General features: G+C 64.9%; 17 protein-coding genes. 4 read left to right on the plus strand and 13 right to left on the minus strand.

The features are described 5' to 3' along the window. Positions 1 to 3: 3 nt before the first annotated feature. The 13 genes from K7H91_RS16835 to cueR all read right to left on the minus strand — a co-directional run bounded on the left by K7H91_RS16835 (position 4) and on the right by cueR (position 11,807). Positions 4 to 1,173 carry a TrbI/VirB10 family protein gene (locus K7H91_RS16835; RefSeq protein ID WP_230721406.1) on the minus strand — a complete coding sequence of 390 codons (1,170 nt, stop codon included), beginning with the start codon at positions 1,171 to 1,173 and terminating at the stop codon, positions 4 to 6. Then, positions 1,170 to 2,147, minus strand: a complete 978-nt coding sequence (gene trbG, locus K7H91_RS16840; protein WP_230721407.1) for a P-type conjugative transfer protein TrbG — start codon at positions 2,145 to 2,147, stop codon at positions 1,170 to 1,172. The genes K7H91_RS16835 and trbG overlap by 4 nt, the downstream gene beginning before the upstream one ends. Next, the gene (gene trbF / locus K7H91_RS16845) at positions 2,144 to 2,833 is read right to left on the minus strand and encodes a conjugal transfer protein TrbF (protein WP_230721408.1); all 690 of its coding nucleotides are present in this window, start codon (positions 2,831 to 2,833) and stop codon (positions 2,144 to 2,146) included. Before trbF ends, trbG begins: the two co-directional genes overlap by 4 nt. After that, positions 2,830 to 4,182: a P-type conjugative transfer protein TrbL gene (gene trbL, locus K7H91_RS16850; RefSeq protein WP_230721409.1), complete on the minus strand. Its 1,353-nt coding sequence runs from the start codon at positions 4,180 to 4,182 to the stop codon at positions 2,830 to 2,832. Before trbL ends, trbF begins: the two co-directional genes overlap by 4 nt. Before the next feature lie 6 nt (positions 4,183 to 4,188). Beyond that, positions 4,189 to 4,470 (minus strand): putative entry exclusion protein TrbK-alt, encoded by a 282-nt coding sequence (gene trbK-alt / locus K7H91_RS16855; protein WP_230721410.1) that lies wholly within the window; start codon positions 4,468 to 4,470, stop codon positions 4,189 to 4,191. Positions 4,471 to 4,500: 30 nt separating this feature from the next. Beyond that, the gene (gene trbJ / locus K7H91_RS16860; RefSeq protein ID WP_230721411.1) at positions 4,501 to 5,274 is read right to left on the minus strand and encodes a P-type conjugative transfer protein TrbJ; all 774 of its coding nucleotides are present in this window, start codon (positions 5,272 to 5,274) and stop codon (positions 4,501 to 4,503) included. Further along, positions 5,261 to 7,726 carry a conjugal transfer protein TrbE gene (trbE, locus tag K7H91_RS16865; RefSeq protein WP_230721412.1) on the minus strand — a complete coding sequence of 822 codons (2,466 nt, stop codon included), beginning with the start codon at positions 7,724 to 7,726 and terminating at the stop codon, positions 5,261 to 5,263. Before trbE ends, trbJ begins: the two co-directional genes overlap by 14 nt. 16 nt (positions 7,727 to 7,742) lie before the next feature. After that, positions 7,743 to 8,024 carry a VirB3 family type IV secretion system protein gene (locus K7H91_RS16870; RefSeq protein ID WP_044409237.1) on the minus strand — a complete coding sequence of 94 codons (282 nt, stop codon included), beginning with the start codon at positions 8,022 to 8,024 and terminating at the stop codon, positions 7,743 to 7,745. Next, positions 8,024 to 8,356, minus strand: coding sequence for a TrbC/VirB2 family protein (locus K7H91_RS16875; protein ID WP_230721413.1), 333 nt, complete (start codon positions 8,354 to 8,356; stop codon positions 8,024 to 8,026). Before K7H91_RS16875 ends, K7H91_RS16870 begins: the two co-directional genes overlap by 1 nt. After that, a complete protein-coding gene (gene trbB / locus K7H91_RS16880) occupies positions 8,337 to 9,362 on the minus strand; it encodes a P-type conjugative transfer ATPase TrbB (protein WP_044409243.1) in 1,026 nt (341 codons plus the stop codon). The genes K7H91_RS16875 and trbB overlap by 20 nt, the downstream gene beginning before the upstream one ends. A 228-nt stretch (positions 9,363 to 9,590) precedes the next feature. Continuing rightward, entirely contained in the window at positions 9,591 to 10,982 is a 1,392-nt protein-coding gene (locus K7H91_RS16885) for a multicopper oxidase family protein (RefSeq protein ID WP_230721414.1), read from the minus strand. Positions 10,983 to 10,998: 16 nt separating this feature from the next. Continuing rightward, entirely contained in the window at positions 10,999 to 11,412 is a 414-nt protein-coding gene (locus K7H91_RS16890; RefSeq protein ID WP_230721415.1) for a c-type cytochrome, read from the minus strand. Then, positions 11,409 to 11,807 (minus strand): Cu(I)-responsive transcriptional regulator, encoded by a 399-nt coding sequence (gene cueR / locus K7H91_RS16895; RefSeq protein ID WP_044410287.1) that lies wholly within the window; start codon positions 11,805 to 11,807, stop codon positions 11,409 to 11,411. Before cueR ends, K7H91_RS16890 begins: the two co-directional genes overlap by 4 nt. A gap of 132 nt (positions 11,808 to 11,939) precedes the next feature. On the opposite strand from cueR, the gene K7H91_RS16900 reads away from it, so the two are divergent. The 4 genes from K7H91_RS16900 (at position 11,940) to K7H91_RS16915 (ending at position 17,448) form a co-directional block, all read left to right on the plus strand. Then, complete coding sequence (locus tag K7H91_RS16900) at positions 11,940 to 12,794, plus strand: DUF305 domain-containing protein (protein ID WP_230721416.1); 855 nt, start codon at positions 11,940 to 11,942, stop codon at positions 12,792 to 12,794. 9 nt (positions 12,795 to 12,803) lie between these two features. After that, positions 12,804 to 13,565: a glutaredoxin family protein gene (locus tag K7H91_RS16905; RefSeq protein WP_173427346.1), complete on the plus strand. Its 762-nt coding sequence runs from the start codon at positions 12,804 to 12,806 to the stop codon at positions 13,563 to 13,565. 104 nt (positions 13,566 to 13,669) lie between these two features. After that, positions 13,670 to 14,977, plus strand: coding sequence for an APC family permease (locus K7H91_RS16910; protein ID WP_230721417.1), 1,308 nt, complete (start codon positions 13,670 to 13,672; stop codon positions 14,975 to 14,977). A gap of 89 nt (positions 14,978 to 15,066) precedes the next feature. Then, on the plus strand, positions 15,067 to 17,448 hold the full coding sequence (locus tag K7H91_RS16915; RefSeq protein WP_230721418.1) for a heavy metal translocating P-type ATPase: 2,382 nt from the start codon (positions 15,067 to 15,069) through the stop codon (positions 17,446 to 17,448). The last annotated feature ends 2 nt before the right edge of the window (positions 17,449 to 17,450 follow it).

The raw sequence follows: 17,450 nt of genomic DNA on the forward strand, positions 1-17,450 counted from the left end.
GACTCAGCCTCCATAGGGTTCGAGGACGAGATCGCGGGTAACGATGACGCGCACGGGGAAGCCCGGTCGGATCGTCAGTGTCGGTGCGACCTGCAACTGGCGCTGGACGATCTGCTGGCCTGCGTCGTTGATCGTGTCCTGGGCACCGTTGCGGATCGCCTGGATAAGGCGTTCGTCATCATCCATGGTAAGTTCAGCCCCGACAGCCAGTAGCGTCGAAAGGCCGGCGGCCTTAGCCAGATCCCACCAGTGATAATCGACCCCATCCTCGAGTCCCGCATAGCCTTGCGGATCGGCACCGGGCTGGCGTTCGAGCACTATCGAGCGACCGTTGGGAAAGATTAGTCGGTTCCAGACGAGCAGCACGCGGCGGTCCTCGAAGCCGACGTCATTGCTGTACTCACCGATGATGCGTGCGCCCTGCGGGATCAGCACCATGCTGCCGGTCGGACTGTCATAGATGTGCTGGGTGACCTGCGCCGTGATCTGACCGGGGAGATCGGAGCGGATGCCGGTAATCAGCGCCGCCGGAATGACGGACCCGGCTTGCAGCACAAAGGGTGAGGCCGGTGGCATGACGCGGTCGAGCGCCACGGTGCGTCGGTCCACCGGGGCGTTGAGGAAGGCGAGATCGTTGTTCTGTGCGACGCCCGGTTGGTTGCCGAGATTGAGCCCTGCGATGTTTGGCGCTGATGTTTCCCGCGCCGCCCCAGGTGCGGTCTGGAAGAACACCCGGCTGGTGCGCGCCGCTTCTTCTTCGGCAAGCCGTCGTTGTTCCTCTGGATCGACGGCTGGCGCGTTGATCGCCGGCGGCGGAACCGGCTGTCCACGCTCCTGGGCGTCGAGGATCGGTCGGCCGAGATCGCCGGGAAGTGGCGGACCGAGCACCGGACCGGTGTAGTCGCTGGGCAGCTCGTTCAATCCGTCGGCGGTATTGCGGTTCTCGGTCGAATAAAGTTCGTCGCTGCCAGCGCCATTGTCGGGTGTCTGAAGCGCGTAGATCAGCGCGCCACCGACCCCGAGCGCTCCTACCAGACCGAGGCCGGCGAGAACGCGGCGCGAGAGCCGCGTGACGCGCGGCGGGGTTCCCCGGAGGCGCATTGGTTCGGCGATGTCGGCGGACGGTGCTTCGAGCGGCACATCGTCCGCCCTGGTGTTGTCGATGTCGCTCATGATCCTGGCCTCCCGTCGGTTCGCACGATCCTGACGGTCTGCTGGCGGTCGCCACTGCCAAGCCGCAACTCGGCCGCCGCGAAAATGCGGTCCACGATCAGGATGTTTCGGTAGATGCGGCTGTTGACGATCTCCGGCTCGCCGTTGGAGCCGAGGACGAAGAGCGGCGGCATCTCGCCCTGCACGATCCCGGCTGGGAAGACGATGTAGACCCGTCGCCCGTCGTCGAAGACCGAGACCGGCCGCCAGGGCGGGCTGTCGCCCTGCAGTCCGTAGCGATAGTGGCGGGCGGATGCCGCCGGAATCCTCGGAGTTGTCGGCGTGGCGCGCTGTGTGGCGGGCGGCTGCGGATAGGCCCAGGCGACGGCGGGCATGTAGGGATCGTCGCGCGACCGCAACTCGATCATGTAGGTGCGCCGGTCGGTGGTGATGACCAGGTTGGTCACGATGTCGGGCCGCGTCGGCTTGACGAGGATATGGACGCGGCGCGAAGTTCCTGAGCCGCTCTCCGTATCGCCGATGATCCAGCGGGCGGTATCGCCGGCGGCGATCGGCCCGGCGCCGGTCAACGCTTCGCCCGGTTCGAGCGCGATGTTGGTGATTTGGCCCGGTGCGGCATAGACCTGATACAGCGCCCCCTCGCTCCAGGGGTAAATCTGGATGGCGTTGTAATAGCCCTCCCGGCGAGGCTCGACTCGGGCGGCCACATTGGCATTCTCGACTTGTCCCGTTGGTGTGGAAGATGCCTGTCCACCTCGCGCGACCGTCCAGGCCGGCGGCGTGTGGAGCGGTCTCGGCCGTTCATCGACCGCGGGTCGCTCGACCGTGGGCTGCGGCGGCACGCTGTCATCGTAGCTGATCTCCGGCGGGCGATAGGTGGCGCATCCGGCGAGCGCCGATGCGGAAATCAGCACAAACGGCAATGCGGCTTTACGGAAAATCGAGTTTGCGGGTCTGCGGACAATCGTGCTCATTGACCCATCTCCCGCGACCAGTTGATGGCGTTGACGTAGATGCCGAGCGGATTGGCGCGAAGCCTCTCGGCGTCGCGCGGGGGCTGGATGACGATGGTCAGGATCGCTGTCCATCTCTCAGTCGTCGAGAGCTGGCCGTTCTCGTAGTGCCGCTCCGTCCAGGCCACGCGGAAGGAATTCGGCGAGGCACGAATGACGCTGGAGACCTCCACGGCGATCTGCTGACGTCCGACCCGCGTGAACGGGTCGTTGGCGCGGGCATAGTCGTTGAGCGCCAGCGCTCCGCGATCGGTGGTGAACTCGTAAGCGCGCAGCCAGTTCTGGCGCACGATGATTGCGTCAGCGGGGATCGCGCGCACCTGCTCGATAAAGTGTGCGAGATGGAAGGCGATCTGCGGATCGCTTGGCTCGAAGCTGGCCTCCGCGGGGCCGACAGCATGCGCCTCGCCGAGATTGTCGACTTCGACGACCCAGGGCACGACGGTGCCGGTCGTGGACTGCCAGACCAGGGCGCTTGCGAAGCCGCCGGAGAGGATCAGGCAGCCGAACGCCATCAGACGCCAGTTGCGGGCCTGCACGCGGGCGGAACCGATGCGTTCGTCCCAGACCTGGGCCGCGCGTTGATATGGCGTCTCCGGTTCGGGGGCTTTGCCGTAATGGGTGGTGGATCGTTTGAAGAAGCTCATGAGCGATTCCCCTCGGAAAGATTGACAGAACTGGCGCCGCCGTGGCTGTCGCCGGAACGGACGGCGTGCGCGGCGGCCTGGACGCCGTGGGAGAGACGCTGCGAGCGCTTCATGCGCTTTGCCCAGTCAGGCGGACCGTCCGTTGGCGAGGATGGAGCTGCGGCGGAACCTACGGCGCTGGAGGTACTGCCCAAGGATCCGCCGGTCGTCTCGAAGGCCGATCGAGCGCCCGACTGGAAACTTTGTTTCATGCTGCCGGACGCTCTGGCCGCGGCGCTCCGCAACGGGGACGTCGCGGCCCTCGCGCCTGTGCTCGCCACCGCGCCGAGACCGGAGGCAACGCCGGCCACACCGGATTGCCCGGCCGACCCGAGGCTGTAGGCGGTTGAGGCACCACCGGCTGCTGCAACACCGCCGCGTGCAGCGGCGGCCGTGCCCGAGAGCGCCATGCCACCGCCTCTGGCGGCGAGACCCGCAGCACCCGCGCCAGCCAAGGCAGCGCCGCCCACGGCAAGTCCGGTTCCGACGGCTGCACCCGCGCCGAGTTGCGGGCCGCCCGAGACGATGCCGTTGGCGATGCCCGGCCCGAAGATGCCGAGGCCAAGCAGTGACAGTGCCGCGAGCACCACGGCCATGGCCTCGTCGATTGTGGGGGCAACGCCGCCGAAGCCGGCGGTGAACTGCGAGAACAGCGTCGAGCCGATGCCGATGATGACGGCCAGCACCAGCACCTTGATGCCCGAGGAGATGACGTTGCCGAGCACCCGTTCGGCCATGAAGGCGGTCTTGCCGAATAGGCCGAAGGGAATGAGGACGAAGCCGGCGAGCGTCGTCAGCTTGAACTCGATCAGTGTGATGAAGAGTTGGATCGACAGAATGAAGAAGGCGAGCAGGACGAGCGCCCAGGCAAAGAGCAGGCAGGCGATCTGGATGAAGTTTTCGAAGAAGGCGACCCAGCCCATCAGGTCGGAAATGGATTCGAGCAGTGGCCGCGCCGCATCGAGCCCGGTTTGGGCGACACGGCCCGGCCGCATCAGATCGGCCGCCGTGAAGCCAGTGCCTGACGCCATCAGGCCGAGGCCGGCGAAGCTTTCGAAGACGATGCGGGCGAGATTGTTCCAGTTGCCGATGATGTAGGCGAAGACGCCAACGAACAGGGTCTTCTTGACGAGCCGCGCGATGATGTCGTCGTCGGCGCCCCAGGACCAGAAGAGCGCGGCGAGCGTCACGTCGATCACAATCAACGTGGTGGCGATGAAGGCCACCTCGCCGCCGAGCAGGCCGAAACCGCTGTCGATATAGCTGGTGAAGACCCCGAGGAATTCGTCAATGACGCCGGTATCGTCCATGGAACTTTATTCCTCGTCTCTGGATGCAGCGTCGGACGGTGCGCGGCCGAGGAAACGGTCGCGGGTCTCGGCCCAGACCGCGAGACACTCGGCGTCGCGAACGGCGGGCTCACCGAGTTGCTGGCAGCGGCGCTGCTCAGCGCGCAGCGGATCGACAGAGGGTGCAAGCGCTGGCGCGGGCGTCAGTCGTGCGGGCTCAACATCGCGCGTCAACTCGATCACCGTCGCCGTCATGGCGAAGGCGACGAAGACGATCGCCCCGATCCGCGCCAGCGTCTTTCCCTCCATCGCTTCCTCCTTTCCGGCCATCGGCCCAGATCAGTTGTTGCCGTTGTTGAACATCTGCGCGTTGCCGGGCTGATAGCCGCTGCCGGGCGTCAGGAAGCGCTCGCGCTGCACACGCCCCTGTTCGGCCGCGGCAGCACGTTCGGCGTCGGTCAGTGCCTGGGCGCGGCCATTGGCGGCGATGACGGCCGTGAGATCGGCGAGTTGCTGTGCCTGCAATGCGAGAAGCTGGTTGCCGGCCTGGGTCGCCTGCAGCGCGCCGGTCGCGCCCTGGCTTTGGTCCACCAGCGCTTCCATCTGGGCGCGGTTGGTCTCGATATTGCCGACGACGCCAGCCTGGACCCGCATCGCATCCTGCAGGCCGCCGACGGTGTTCTCCCAGCGCGAGCGGGCATCGGCGACGAGCTGCTGCTCGGAAGCGCTCATGCCGATATTGGCGTATTTCTGCTGGAAGGCCTGGTCGATCTGCTGGACGTCGAAGGCAATGTTCTGTGCTTGCTGAAGCAGGGACTGCGTGCGCCCGACCGCCTGCTGCAATTGCTGCAACGAGGAGTAAGGGAGGCTCGTCAGGTTGCGCGCCTGGTTGATCAGCATCTGCGCTTCGTTCTGAAGCTGTGTGATCTGGTTGTTGATCTGCTCGAGGGCGCGGGCTGCCTGCAGCACGTTCTGTGCATAGTTTGTCGGATCGTAGACGATCCATGCCGCCGAGGCCGGTGGCGCCAACACCATCGGCAGGGTCGCGATTGGCGCGCCGATGAGCGCGGCTGCAAAGCGGGCCGCGCGCGAACGGGAGTTACGTGTCTTCATGATCAGTCTCCTTCTTGGGCTGGGGGGTGAGATTGCTGAGATCGGGAATGAGATCGGCCGCCCAGTCGACGCCGCGCTCCCGCAGCCAGGCGGCGAGGAAATCCGTGCGGCCATGTTCGGCAAGGATGCGCGCTATTGCGGTCTGATCGGTCTTGGCGGAGGTGGCGCAGAGCGCGAGCGCCACTTCGCTGAGGCCCAGTTCGAAGAGCCGGTTGCCGCGCCGCGATTGGCAGTAATAGTCGCGCTTGGGCGTGGCCCGCGCGAGGATCTCGATCTGGCGGTCATTGAGGCCGAAGCGTCGATAGATCGCGGTGATCTGCGGCTCGATCGCGCGTTCGTTCGGGAGGAGCAACCGTGTCTGGCAGCTCTCGATGATGGCCGGCGCGATGGCCGAACCGTCGATATCGCTGAGGCTTTGCGTGGCAAAGACGACTGAAGCGTTCTTCTTCCGGAGCGTCTTCAGCCACTCGCGGAGCTGGCCGGCGAAACCCTCGTCGTCGAGCGCCAGCCAGCCCTCGTCGATGATGATGAGGGTAGGCGAACCATCGAGCCGGTCCTCGATGCGGTGGAAGAGATAGGCCAGCACCGCTGGCGCCGCGCCGGTGCCGATCAGACCCTCGGTCTCGAAGGCCTGCACGGTCGCTTCACCGAGATGCTCGGACTCGGCATCGAGCAACCGACCGTAGGCGCCGCCGACGCAATAGGGCCTGAGCGCCTGCTTCAGGTCATTGGACTGGAGCAGCACGGCCAGGCCTGTGATCGTCCGTTCCCCAGCAGGCGCGGATGCGAGCGAAGTCAGCGCCGTCCAGAGATGCTCCTTCACCTCGGGCGTGATCTCGACGCCTTCGCGCATCAGGATCGCCACTAGCCAGTCGGCCGCCCAAGCCCGCTCCGCCGTCTCTTCGAGGCGCGAGAGCGGCTGCAGCGAGACACTCTGGTCATCGCCTTCGGTCAGGCCACCGCCCAGATCATGCCAGTCACCGCCCATGGCGAGCGCGGCGGCGCGGATCGAGCCTCCGAAGTCGAAGGCGAAGACCTGGGAACCGGCATAGCGGCGGAACTGAAGCGCCATGAGCGCCAGCAGCACGGACTTGCCCGCGCCTGTCGGGCCGACGACGAGCGTATGCCCGACATCGCCAACATGAAGGGAAAACCGGAACGGGGTCGAGCCCTCGGTCTTGCCGAACAGCAGTGGGGGCGCTGCAAGGTGCTCATCCCGTTCCGGCCCCGCCCACACGGCACTGAGGGGGATCATGTGGGCGAGATTGAGCGTGGAGATCGGCGGCTGGCGGACATTGGCGTAGACATGTCCGGGCAGCGAGCCGAGCCACGCATCGACGGCGTTGATGGTCTCGGGCATCGCGGTGAAGTCGCGGCCCTGGATGACCTTCTCGACCAGACGCAGCTTCTCGTCGGCAACGCGCGGGTCGGCGTCCCACACCGTCATCGTCGCGGTGACATAGGCGACACCGGCATAGTCCGCGCCGAGCTCCTGCAGGGCGAGATCGGCATCGGCCGCCTTGTTCGACGCGTCGGTGTCGACCAGGACCGAAGCCTCGTTGGTCATCACCTCCTTGAGGATCGCGGCAATCGACTTGCGCTTGGCGAACCATTGCCGGCGGATGCGGGTCAGGAGCTTCGTCGCATCCGTCTTGTCCATCAGGATGGCGCGGGTCGACCAGCGATAGGGAAAGGCGAGCCGGTTGAGCTCGTCGAGCAGGCCGGGCGTGGTCGCCGTCGGAAATCCGGTGATCGTCAACACGCGCAGATGCTCGTCACCGAGACGGGGCTCCAGCCCGCCGGCGAGCGGCTGGTCCGCGAGCAGCGCGTCCAGGTATATGGGCGTCTCGGGGACGCGGACACGATGGCGTTTGGTCGAGACGCAGCCGTGCAAATAGGTTAGGGTCTCGGCGTCATCGAGCCAGCGGCATTCGGGCATGAAGGCGTCGACGAGGCGGAGCACGCGGTCGGTGCGGTCGGCGAAGCCGGTCAGGACCTCATGCGGATCGATGCCCTTGGTCTCACGGCCTTCATAAAGCCAGCTCTCGGCGCGTGCGGCGTCCTCGGCCGGTGGCAGGTAGGTAAAGGTGAGGAAATAGCTCGACTCGAAATGCGCACCCGCTTCTTCGAAGCTCGCCTTGCGCTCGGCGTCGACCAGCGCGGAGGCCGCATCGGGAAAGCGGCTGTCGGGATAGACGTTCGAGGGGTGGCGCTGCGCTTCGACGAAGATCGCCCAGCCGGAGCCGAGACGGCGGAACGCGTTGTTGAGCCGCCCCGCCACGGCGATCAGTTCCGCCGGCACCGCCGAATCGAGATCCGGGCCGCGGAACCGTGCGGTGCGCTGGAAACTCCCGTCTTTGTTGAGGACAATACCGCTGCCAGCTAGCGCCACCCAGGGCAGATAATCGGCAAGCCGGGTGTTGCGGTTGCGGTACTCGGCTAGGTTCATCATCGCTGCGCCTTCCCCTTCAGACCGTCAGATGCGCGGGAATGCGCAGATGGCGGCGGCCGACCTCGACGAAGAGCGGATCGCGCTTGGCGGCCCAGACCGCCGCAATGTGTCCGATCGCCCAGATTGCAATGCCGACCAGCCAGAGCCGCAGACCGAGACCGACCGCACCGGCCAGCGTGCCGTTCATGATGGCGATGGCGCGCGGCGCACCGCCCAGCAGGATTGGCTCGGTCAGCGCACGGTGAACGGGAACTGAGAAGCCGAGCAGTTCCCCGCTGTGCCCTTCGTCGGCTGCCATCAGATCAGCGCCCCGCCGCCGAAGGAGAAGAAGGACAGGAAGAAGGAGCTCGCCGCGAAGGCAATCGAGAGGCCGAAGACAATCTGGATCAGGCGCCGGAACCCGCCGGAGGTGTCGCCGAAGGCAAGCGTCAGGCCGGTGATGATAATGATGATGACGGCGATGATCTTGGCGACCGGCCCCTCGATGGATTCGAGGATCGACTGGAGCGGCGCCTCCCAGGGCATGGAGGAGCCGGAGGCGTGCGCGGCAGGCGTCATCATAACGGCGATGACCGCGGCCGACGCGGCGGTCGTCAGTCTCTGGCGGACGTTATGCAGGATCTGGTTCATGGGAGCTTTCCTTCGTGGTTGCTGTGGGAAGAGGTGCGTCCGGAGTCTCGATCGCTCGAACGACGCGATAATCGCCGTCGGGCGAGAGGCCCTCGACGCGGGCGAGCTCTGCGAGCCGGCGCGCGGAGCCGCGTCCCGACAGCACGGCGACGAGATCGATGGTCTCCGCGATCAATGCGCGGGGGACGGTGACGACGGCTTCCTGGATGAGTTGCTCGAGCCGGCGCAGCGCGCCGAGTCCCGATCCCGCGTGGATCGTGCCGACGCCGCCCGGATGGCCGGTGCCCCAGGCCTTGAGGAGATCGAGGGCCTCGCTGCCGCGAACCTCGCCGATGGGGATGCGGTCGGGCCGCAGGCGAAGGGACGAGCGGACGAGGTCGGAGAGCGAGGCAACGCCGTCCTTCGTCCGCATGGCGACGAGGTTCGGCGCGGCGCATTGCAGTTCGCGCGTATCCTCGATGATGACGACGCGGTCGGCTGTCTTCGCGACCTCGGCCAGCAGCGCATTGGTGAGCGTGGTCTTGCCGGTCGAGGTGCCGCCGGCGACGAGGATGTTTGCCCGCGCGGCGACGCCAGCCCGCAGGGCCGAGGCCTGCTCGGCCGTCATGATGCCGGCGGCGACATAGTCGTCGAGGGAGAAAACAGCCACGGCCGGCTTGCGGATCGCGAAAGCTGGCGCAGCAACGACCGGCGGCAGAAGCCCCTCGAACCGCTCCCCCGTTCCTGGCAGCTCCGCCGAGACGCGCGGGCTTCCGGTATGAACCTCGGCGCCGACGTGGTGGGCGACGAGACGGATGATGCGTTCGCCGTCTTCCGGTGCCAAGCGCTCGCCCGTATCGGATAGACCCTCGGAGAGACGGTCGATCCACAACCGCCCGTCAGGGTTCAGCATCACCTCGACGACGCCGGGATCTTCCAGGAACGTCGCGATGGCCGGACCGAGCGCGGTGCGCAGCATCCGTGCGCCGCGTGCGATCCCTTCCGAATTGTGATGTGAGGCTGCCATCCGATCCCCGATTCCAGCGGGGACAAACGGACGATCCCCATGCGGGGATGATTAAAAGAGCCTGAGCTATGGTTGATTCAACAAGGGATTAGCGGCGTCGTAGTGTAGCGTGTGAAAACAGGAGAACGGCGATCCGTTCCTGCCCGGCTGCTTCCGGAAATTGCGGAAGATTTGCGAGTTGCTCGGTTCTTCGATTGACTGCCGTTGCAGGGTGCGGCTGGATTTACCTCATGTCACACGAAGCCATGTCATCATTCCGCCGGCGGAATGTTCCAGCATGTGGCAGTGAAGCAGCCAATCACCGGGATTATCGGCGACGAAGGCAATCTCGACACTCTCGTCACGGTCCATCAGCAGCGTATCCCTCAGCGGACCTGTCGTGCCGTCGCGCAAGACCTGTCTGAAATGGTGTCCGTGCAAATGCATGGCATGCGGCCAAGCCGTATCATTGACGATGGCGACCTTGACTGTCTCTCCTGCGCGCGCTTCGAAAAGAGGATTATCGGGCATGTCCGCCATGCCGTTGAATGCCCAGACCTTGCCGGCATTCACCAGTTCGGACATGCCCATCATACGGCCGGACATCGTCGCGCCTCGCATTGATCCCATGGCGCCTCCTTCCATTCGCAATTCGATGCGGCGCGCCTCATTGACCGCACCGAGAGCAGACACCGGATTGGCTGGCAGGGCGTTGGGTGCAGGCAATCGTTCGGCATGCGCTTCGCCGTCGACATCGAAGGTCGCCAGTGCATAGCCGGAATTGCCCTCAAGCCCTACGAGATAGGCCTTCTCGTCAACGGTTGCGGTCACGTCGACAACGAGATCAGCGCGCTGCGCCGGGGCGAGAGTGAGTTGGTCGAAGCGCAGGGGCGCGTCCAGCGGCATGCCGTCGAGCGCGACGATCCAGCCTTCTAGACCCTGAGCGGCGACATTGAAAATTCTGGCATTGGCCGCATTGATGAGGCGAAGGCGTACCCGCGCATTGCGTGCGACCATGCGGCGCCAGCCGCCCGTGCCATTGACGGTCACCCAGTTGCCGATGCGGCCCGCATGGGCCCAGTCATGCATGTCGTTGAAGCCGCCGGCGATCTGCCCGTCTTCGGAGAGGCGCCAGTCGTCGATCAGCAAGACCTCATCGAGATCGACCTCCGGCGCACCGTTGGTCTCTTCCACAATCAAGGCGCCAGACAGGCCGCGCGCCATCTGCTCCCAGGCCCGGTTATGCGGATGGAACCAGTAGGTGCCGGCATCCGGCAGCTCGAAGTCGTAGAGGTAGCTGTCGCCAGGCGCGACGACGGACTGGGTGAGACCGGGGACGCCGTCCATGGCATTGTCGATTCGAATCCCATGCCAATGAACGGTTCCAGGCTGGTCGAGATCGTTGCGGAACAGCCGGCGCAGACGCTCGCCCTGACGAAGCCGGATCGGAGCACCGGGAACGGCGCCGTTATAGGACCAAACCGCCGTGTCCGGATAGTCGGCTGGCGCGATGCGCGCAGTCGCCGCACGCGCCGTGAGTGTTTCGGCCGCCTCCGTCTGCGCATGCAACGGGCGCGGAAGAGCCGATGCCGCCGCAGTGGCGACCAGGCCGGAGATCATGGTTCGTCTTGTTAGATGCATGTCGTCACTGTCTCCACTACTCGATGCCGTTTGCCCGCTGCAGCGCGCGGACATAGGCAACGATCTTTTCGACCTCGGCTCGGTTCACCCCATCGACGGGCGGCATATTTCCGAACCGCCAATGATGGGCGCGCACGCCATTCTGTACCGCCATTTGGAAGGCGATGTCGGCATGGTGGTTCGGTTCATAGATGCGATGGACGAATGGTGGGCCTTGATCCGTGCCCGTGGCGTTCTCGCCATGGCAGACGGCGCAGTTGGCTGCAAACAGGTCCGCGCCATCGGCGGCGGCGCCTTCCAGATCGGGCAGGCGCACGATCGTACTGGCTTGCGACGATCGGGCCGGCTCGTCCTGCGCGGGCAGGAACCAGGCTCCAACACCAGCCACGATCACGGCGATGGCTCCCACTGCCACGATTTTCTTGTTCACTGCGTCGCCTCGCTTCCCGAAAGATCGTCGAGTATGGGGCAATCGGGACGATCGTCGCCGTGGCAGCGATGGATCAGCGTTTCGAGCGTGCGGCGGAGCGATTCAAGCTCGGCGATCTTGGACGTGATCCGGTCCAGGTGATCGCTGGCGATGTTTCTCACGTCGGCGCTTGCCCGGTCACGATCCTCGTAGAGCGACATGAGGGAGCGACAGTCTTCGATCGAGAAGCCCAACGATCGCGCGCGCGACAGGAACGCCAGTTTGTACACGTCGGCCTCGCTGAAGGCGCGGTAGCCGTTCTGGCCGCGCTTCGGCCGAACGAGACCTATGTCCTCATAGTAGCGGATCGTCTTGGCGGGCAGGCCGCTCGCTTCGGCGACGTCTCCAATGTTCATGGGCGCATCCTCCTGATGCACGGCAACATAGGGATTCCAGCTACTGGAAGGTCAAGCCCCCTTGCGACTTTGGAACCTTCCTGCGCTGGAAGGTCGTTAATTGGGGAAACGAACAAAACATGGAGACGAAGCATGCATTACGGCCGCTTCTTCGCGATGATCGCCACATCGACCGTGATGATGTTCGGATTGATGTATCTGAACACCTATCTTCTCAGCCACGTCTTCTGGTCGGAGACCCGGGCCTACATGGCCCTTGTGATGGGCGCGTCCATGGCGGTCATCATGCTCGCCTTCATGCTGTCCATGTACGCGAACCGTACCGCAAACATCGCCATTTTCGCCGGTTCGGTTGTCGTCTTCGCTGCTGCACTATCGCTCGTGCGCAGCCAGGTTACCGTCGAGGACCGCAGCTATATGAGCGCAATGATCCCGCACCATTCGATCGCGATCATGACGTCGAGTCGCGCCAACATAACCGATCCGCGGGTGCGCACCCTGGCCGACGACATCATCTACGCCCAGGACAAGGAGATCGCCGAGATGCGCTATCTGATCGCCGACATCGACGCCAACGGGAAGGCCACGCAGCGCGCGGCGACGACTCCGGCGGAGCTTGTCGGCGCTGAGGAAGCGCTCGCCAGTGAAGAACTTTCCAAGGTCGATCCGGAGTTCCTGACCGAGGATGAGATCGCTCGGGTTTTCCCGGATGGCGCAGCCTGCCGCTTCACCTATACCGAGGGCAGCCCGCCCGTGATGGTCGCGGGCGAGAGCGCGCAAGGAACGGCTGCTTTGGTCAAGATCAGCGGCGACCTCGTTCGCCTTGACGTAAGCGAAACCGGCCCCGAAGGGGGCACGTTCACCGCCGAGCCGCTCTCGGCTGAACTGCATGAGACCGACAGCGGCGATCTTTACGATCTGGTAGTGACGGCCGGCGCGGAGTACGAGGCCGGCTTCCGCGGCCAGTACACCTGCGCGGGCTCCTAGGAGGCGGTGATGGCGAAGGACGGAACCCGGACCGCGCGACTCTATCGCATGGTGATGCGCGATCACCTCTGCCCCTATGGCCTGAAGTCGAAGGATCTTCTCAAGCGTCGGGGCTTTGAGGTTGATGACCATCACTTGACCACGCGCGAAGAGACCGACGCCTTCATGGAGGACCAAGGTGTGGAGACGACGCCGCAGACCTTCATCGGTGGCGAACGGGTCGGTGGTTACGACGGTCTGCGGGTCTATTTCGAGATCGATCCGCCGCCGGAGGAGCAAAGCGACACCTCCTACAGGCCGGTTATCGCCATTTTCGCGGTCGCCGCCCTGCTGGCGCTGGGGCTGTCCTGGCACCAGTACGGCACGGTTCTGACGCTGCGGGCGCTTGAGTGGTTCATCTCGCTGTCGATGACCATCCTGGCGATCCAGAAACTCCAGGATGTCGAGAGCTTCTCGACCATGTTCCTCAACTACGACCTGCTGGCGCGCCAGTGGGTGCCCTATGGCACGATCTATCCGTTTGGCGAGGCGCTGGCCGGTATCCTGATGACGGCCGGCATCCTCGTGTGGATATCGGCGCCGGTGGCGCTGTTCATCGGCTCGGTCGGGGCTGTCAGCATCTTCAAGGCGGTCTACATCGACAAGCGCGAGCTTAAATGCGCCTGTGTCGGGGGCAGCTCTTCGGTGCCGCTCGGCTTCGTCTCCCTGACCGAAAGCCTCATGATGATGGCCATGGGCATCTGGATGCCGCTCAAGGCCTTCCTGATCTGATCCGTCCGCCGACCCTTGACCCTCCAGTTGCTGGAACCTTTAAATAGATCAGCGACTCGGCGTCACTCGCCGACACTGGGAAAAGCGATTTCGAGCGGACGATCATGACGGACTACAAAAAAGACAGCATCACTTTGCCTGGCGCCATCGCCATGGGCACCGGGGTCATGATCGGGGCGGGGATCCTCGCTCTGACCGGGCAGATGGCGGAACTGGCCGGACCTCTGTTTCCGCTCTCCTTTATTGCCGGCGCCATCGTCACGGCCTTCAGTGCCTACACCTATGTCAAAATGTCGAACGCCTATCCCTCGGCCGGTGGCATCGGCATGATCCTGGTCAAGGCCTACGGGCCGACGACCGTCGCGGCAGGCGCGGCGCTTTTGATGGCGCTGTCGATGGTCATCAACGAGAGCCTCGTCGCGCGAACCTTCGCCGCCTATGCGCTGCGGGGATTGGGGATTGAGCCCACAGGCTGGCTGGTGCCGACCATCGGCGTCGCCGTCATCGTCTTCGCCTGGCTTGTGAACGTGTCGGGAAACCGGTCGGTCGGGTTGCTGTCTATTGTGATGGCGTTCCTGAAGGTTTTCGGGATCGCATTGTTCGGCGTTGCGGCGCTTTGGGCCGGTGGTTTTTCCTTCGAGGCGACGGGCGGCGAGACCGGGGCGGGAGGGTTTCTGGCTTCAGCTGCGCTCGCTATCCTCGCCTTCAAGGGGTTTACGACGATCACCAACAGCGGCGCCGAGATCACCGAGCCGCACCGCAATGTCGGCCGCGCCATCGTGGTCTCGATCGCGATCTGCGTCGTCGTCTATCTCCTTGTGGCTTTCGCGGTCGGCTCTAGCCTGCCGCTCGATCGTATCATCGCCGCCAAGGATTATGCGCTGGCCGAGGCGGCGGCACCGGCCTTCGGGCAGGTTGGTTTCTATCTGACGGTGGCTCTGGCCCTGATTGCTACGGCGTCCGGCCTGATCGCCAGCGTTTTCGCGGTCTCGCGCATGCTGGCCATGCTGACCGACATGAAGCTCGTGCCGCACAGCCATTTCGGTATGCCAGGGGCGATCCGTGATCATACGCTCGTCTACACTGTGGTGATCGCCAGCCTTCTGACCATCTTCTTCGATCTCGGCCGGATCGCCTCGCTCGGCGCGTTCTTCTATCTGGTGATGGACATGGTCATCCACTGGGGTGTGTACCGGAACCTCAGGCATGTCATCGGCGCCCGGTCATGGATCCTGCTGACGGCGATCACGCTCGACGCGGTGGTGCTCGCAGCCTTTGGACTGATGAAGTGGCAGGCGGACCCGGCGATCGTCGTCATTGCCGTCGGCGGGATTGCCGTCGTCTTTGCCTTCGAGGCGGTATTCCTGCGGCTTCGTCCGCCGTCGACCGGTCACATGCATCATTCGGGCTGAGCTGGAAGATAAAAGGACAATCAGGCTCTTGACCTTCCAGTTACTGGAAGCACTACCTTGTGTGCCAAGTCAGTCAGGAAGCATTCGAAATGGCGCAGCATTCTCACCAGCATCACGACCAAACGTCGCACAATCACGATGGCCACGATCATGCCGGCCATGATCACCCGGATCCGAAAGCCGGCGAAACGGCAACCGATCCCGTTTGCGGGATGACGGTGACGATCAAGCCGGAGGCGCGCATGCGCGACTTCGGGGGTGACACCTTCTACTTTTGCTCCGATGGCTGCCGGACGAAGTTCGATGCCGATCCGTATTTTTACGCCTCGGGCAACGCGGCGAAGGTCGGCAAGCGTGCGCCGCAGGGCACGCAGTGGACCTGTCCCATGCATCCGGAGATCGTCCGTGACGAACCCGGCGCCTGCCCGAAATGCGGCATGGCGCTCGAGCCGATGGTGCCGTCCGACGAGCCAAGCGAGGAACTGACCGATTTCACGCGGCGGATGTGGATCAGCGCCGCCGCTGCGGTGCCCCTGGTGATCCTGACGATGGGTGAACTGGTCGGTCTTCCCGTCCGCGACTGGATCGGCCATCAGATCGCGATCTACCTAGAGTTTCTCCTCGCCACGCCGATCGTGCTGTGGGCGGCGCTGCCGTTTTTCCAGCGCGGCTGGGACTCCGTAAAGAACCGATCGCCCAACATGTGGACGCTCATATCGCTCGGTGTCGGCGCGGCCTATCTCTACTCCCTCGTCGCGACCTTCCTGCCCGGCGTCTTTCCCGAGCAGTACCGGATGGGGGGCATGGTCGGCACCTACTACGAGGCCGCGGTCGTCATCATCGCGCTGATCTTCGTCGGTCAGGTGCTGGAGTTGCGCGCCCGCGAGCGCACCGGCGACGCCATCCGGGCGCTGATGGACCTTGCGCCCAAGACCGCGCGACGCATCCTGTCCGACGGCTCCGAATATGACGCGCCGCTGGAGAACATTGTCGAAGGCGACCTGCTACGCGTACGCCCCGGCGACAGCGTGCCGGTCGACGGTGAAGTGGCCGAGGGCCGGTCTTCGATCGACGAGAGTATGATCACCGGCGAGGCCGTCCCCATCGAGAAAACCGAGGGCGACCGGGTGACCGGCGGAACGATCAACAAGAACGGCACGCTGGCGATTCGCGCGACGGCGGTCGGCTCAGACACGGTGCTTGCGCAGATCGTCGACATGGTGGCCGGGGCGCGCCGTTCGCGCGCGCCCATTCAAGGCCTGGCCGATCGGGTCTCGGAAGTCTTCGTGCCGACGGTCGTCGGCATCGCCATCCTCGCCTTTGTCGTCTGGCTTTTTGCCGGACCGAGTCCCGCCTTCGTCTTCGCAATCGCGGCGGCAGTGTCGGTCCTGATCATCGCCTGTCCCTGCGCGCTCGGGCTTGCAACGCCGATCTCGATCACCACGGCGGCGGGACGCGGCGCGCAGGCAGGCGTTCTCATCAAGGACGCCGAGGCGCTGGAGCGCATGGCGCGCGTCGACACGCTGATCGTCGACAAGACCGGAACGCTGACCGAGGGACGGCCGAAGCTGACCGATGTGGTCGCCCTTGGGGATATTCCGGAGGACGACGTTCTCGCATTGGCGGCAGCCTTGGAGCGCGGTTCCGAACATCCATTGGCCGAAGCCATTCTCGAGGGCGCGCGGGAGCGGGGCGTGCCACTCGACAAGGCCACGGACTTTGAAGCCGTCACCGGCAAGGGCGTGACGGGAACAGTGGGCGGCCGCTCCATCGCGCTCGGCAACACCGCGCTAATGCAGGCAATCGGCGGTGACGCCGCTAGCGGTGAGGAAAAGGCCGACGCTCTCAGGACCGAGGGCAAGACCGCGATGTTCGTCGCCGTAGACGGCACCCTTGCCGGTATCGTCGCCGTGGCGGACCCCATCAAGGAAACGACCGCGGCCGCGATCCGTGACCTGCATGCGCAGGGATTGCGCGTCATCATGGCGACCGGCGACAATCAGCGCACCGCCGAGGCGGTGGCGGCAAAGCTCGGCATCGACGACGTGCGCGCCGGCGTTCTGCCGGAAGGCAAGAAAGCCTTTGTCGACGAGTTGCGCGCGGCGGGCCGTTCGGTGGCCATGGCGGGCGACGGCGTCAACGACGCGCCGGCGCTCGCCGCTGCCGATGTCGGCATTGCCATGGGCACGGGCGCCGATGTTGCCGTGGAAAGTGCAGGGCTAACATTGCTGGGCGGCGATCTCACAGGGATCGTACGGGCGCGAAAGCTCGCCAAGGCGACCCTGCGCAACATCAAGCAGAACCTGTTCTTTGCCTTCGTCTACAACACGGCCGGCGTGCCGATCGCAGCCGGTGTGCTCTACCCCGTCTTCGGCCTGTTGCTCTCGCCGATGATCGCGGCCGCCGCCATGTCGCTGTCATCGGTCTCGGTGATCGCCAACGCGCTCAGACTGCGGCGGCTGGACCTCTGAAT

The sequence above is a fragment of the Martelella mediterranea genome, assembly GCF_021021415.1.
Taxonomy (GTDB): domain Bacteria; phylum Pseudomonadota; class Alphaproteobacteria; order Rhizobiales; family Rhizobiaceae; genus Martelella; species Martelella mediterranea_C.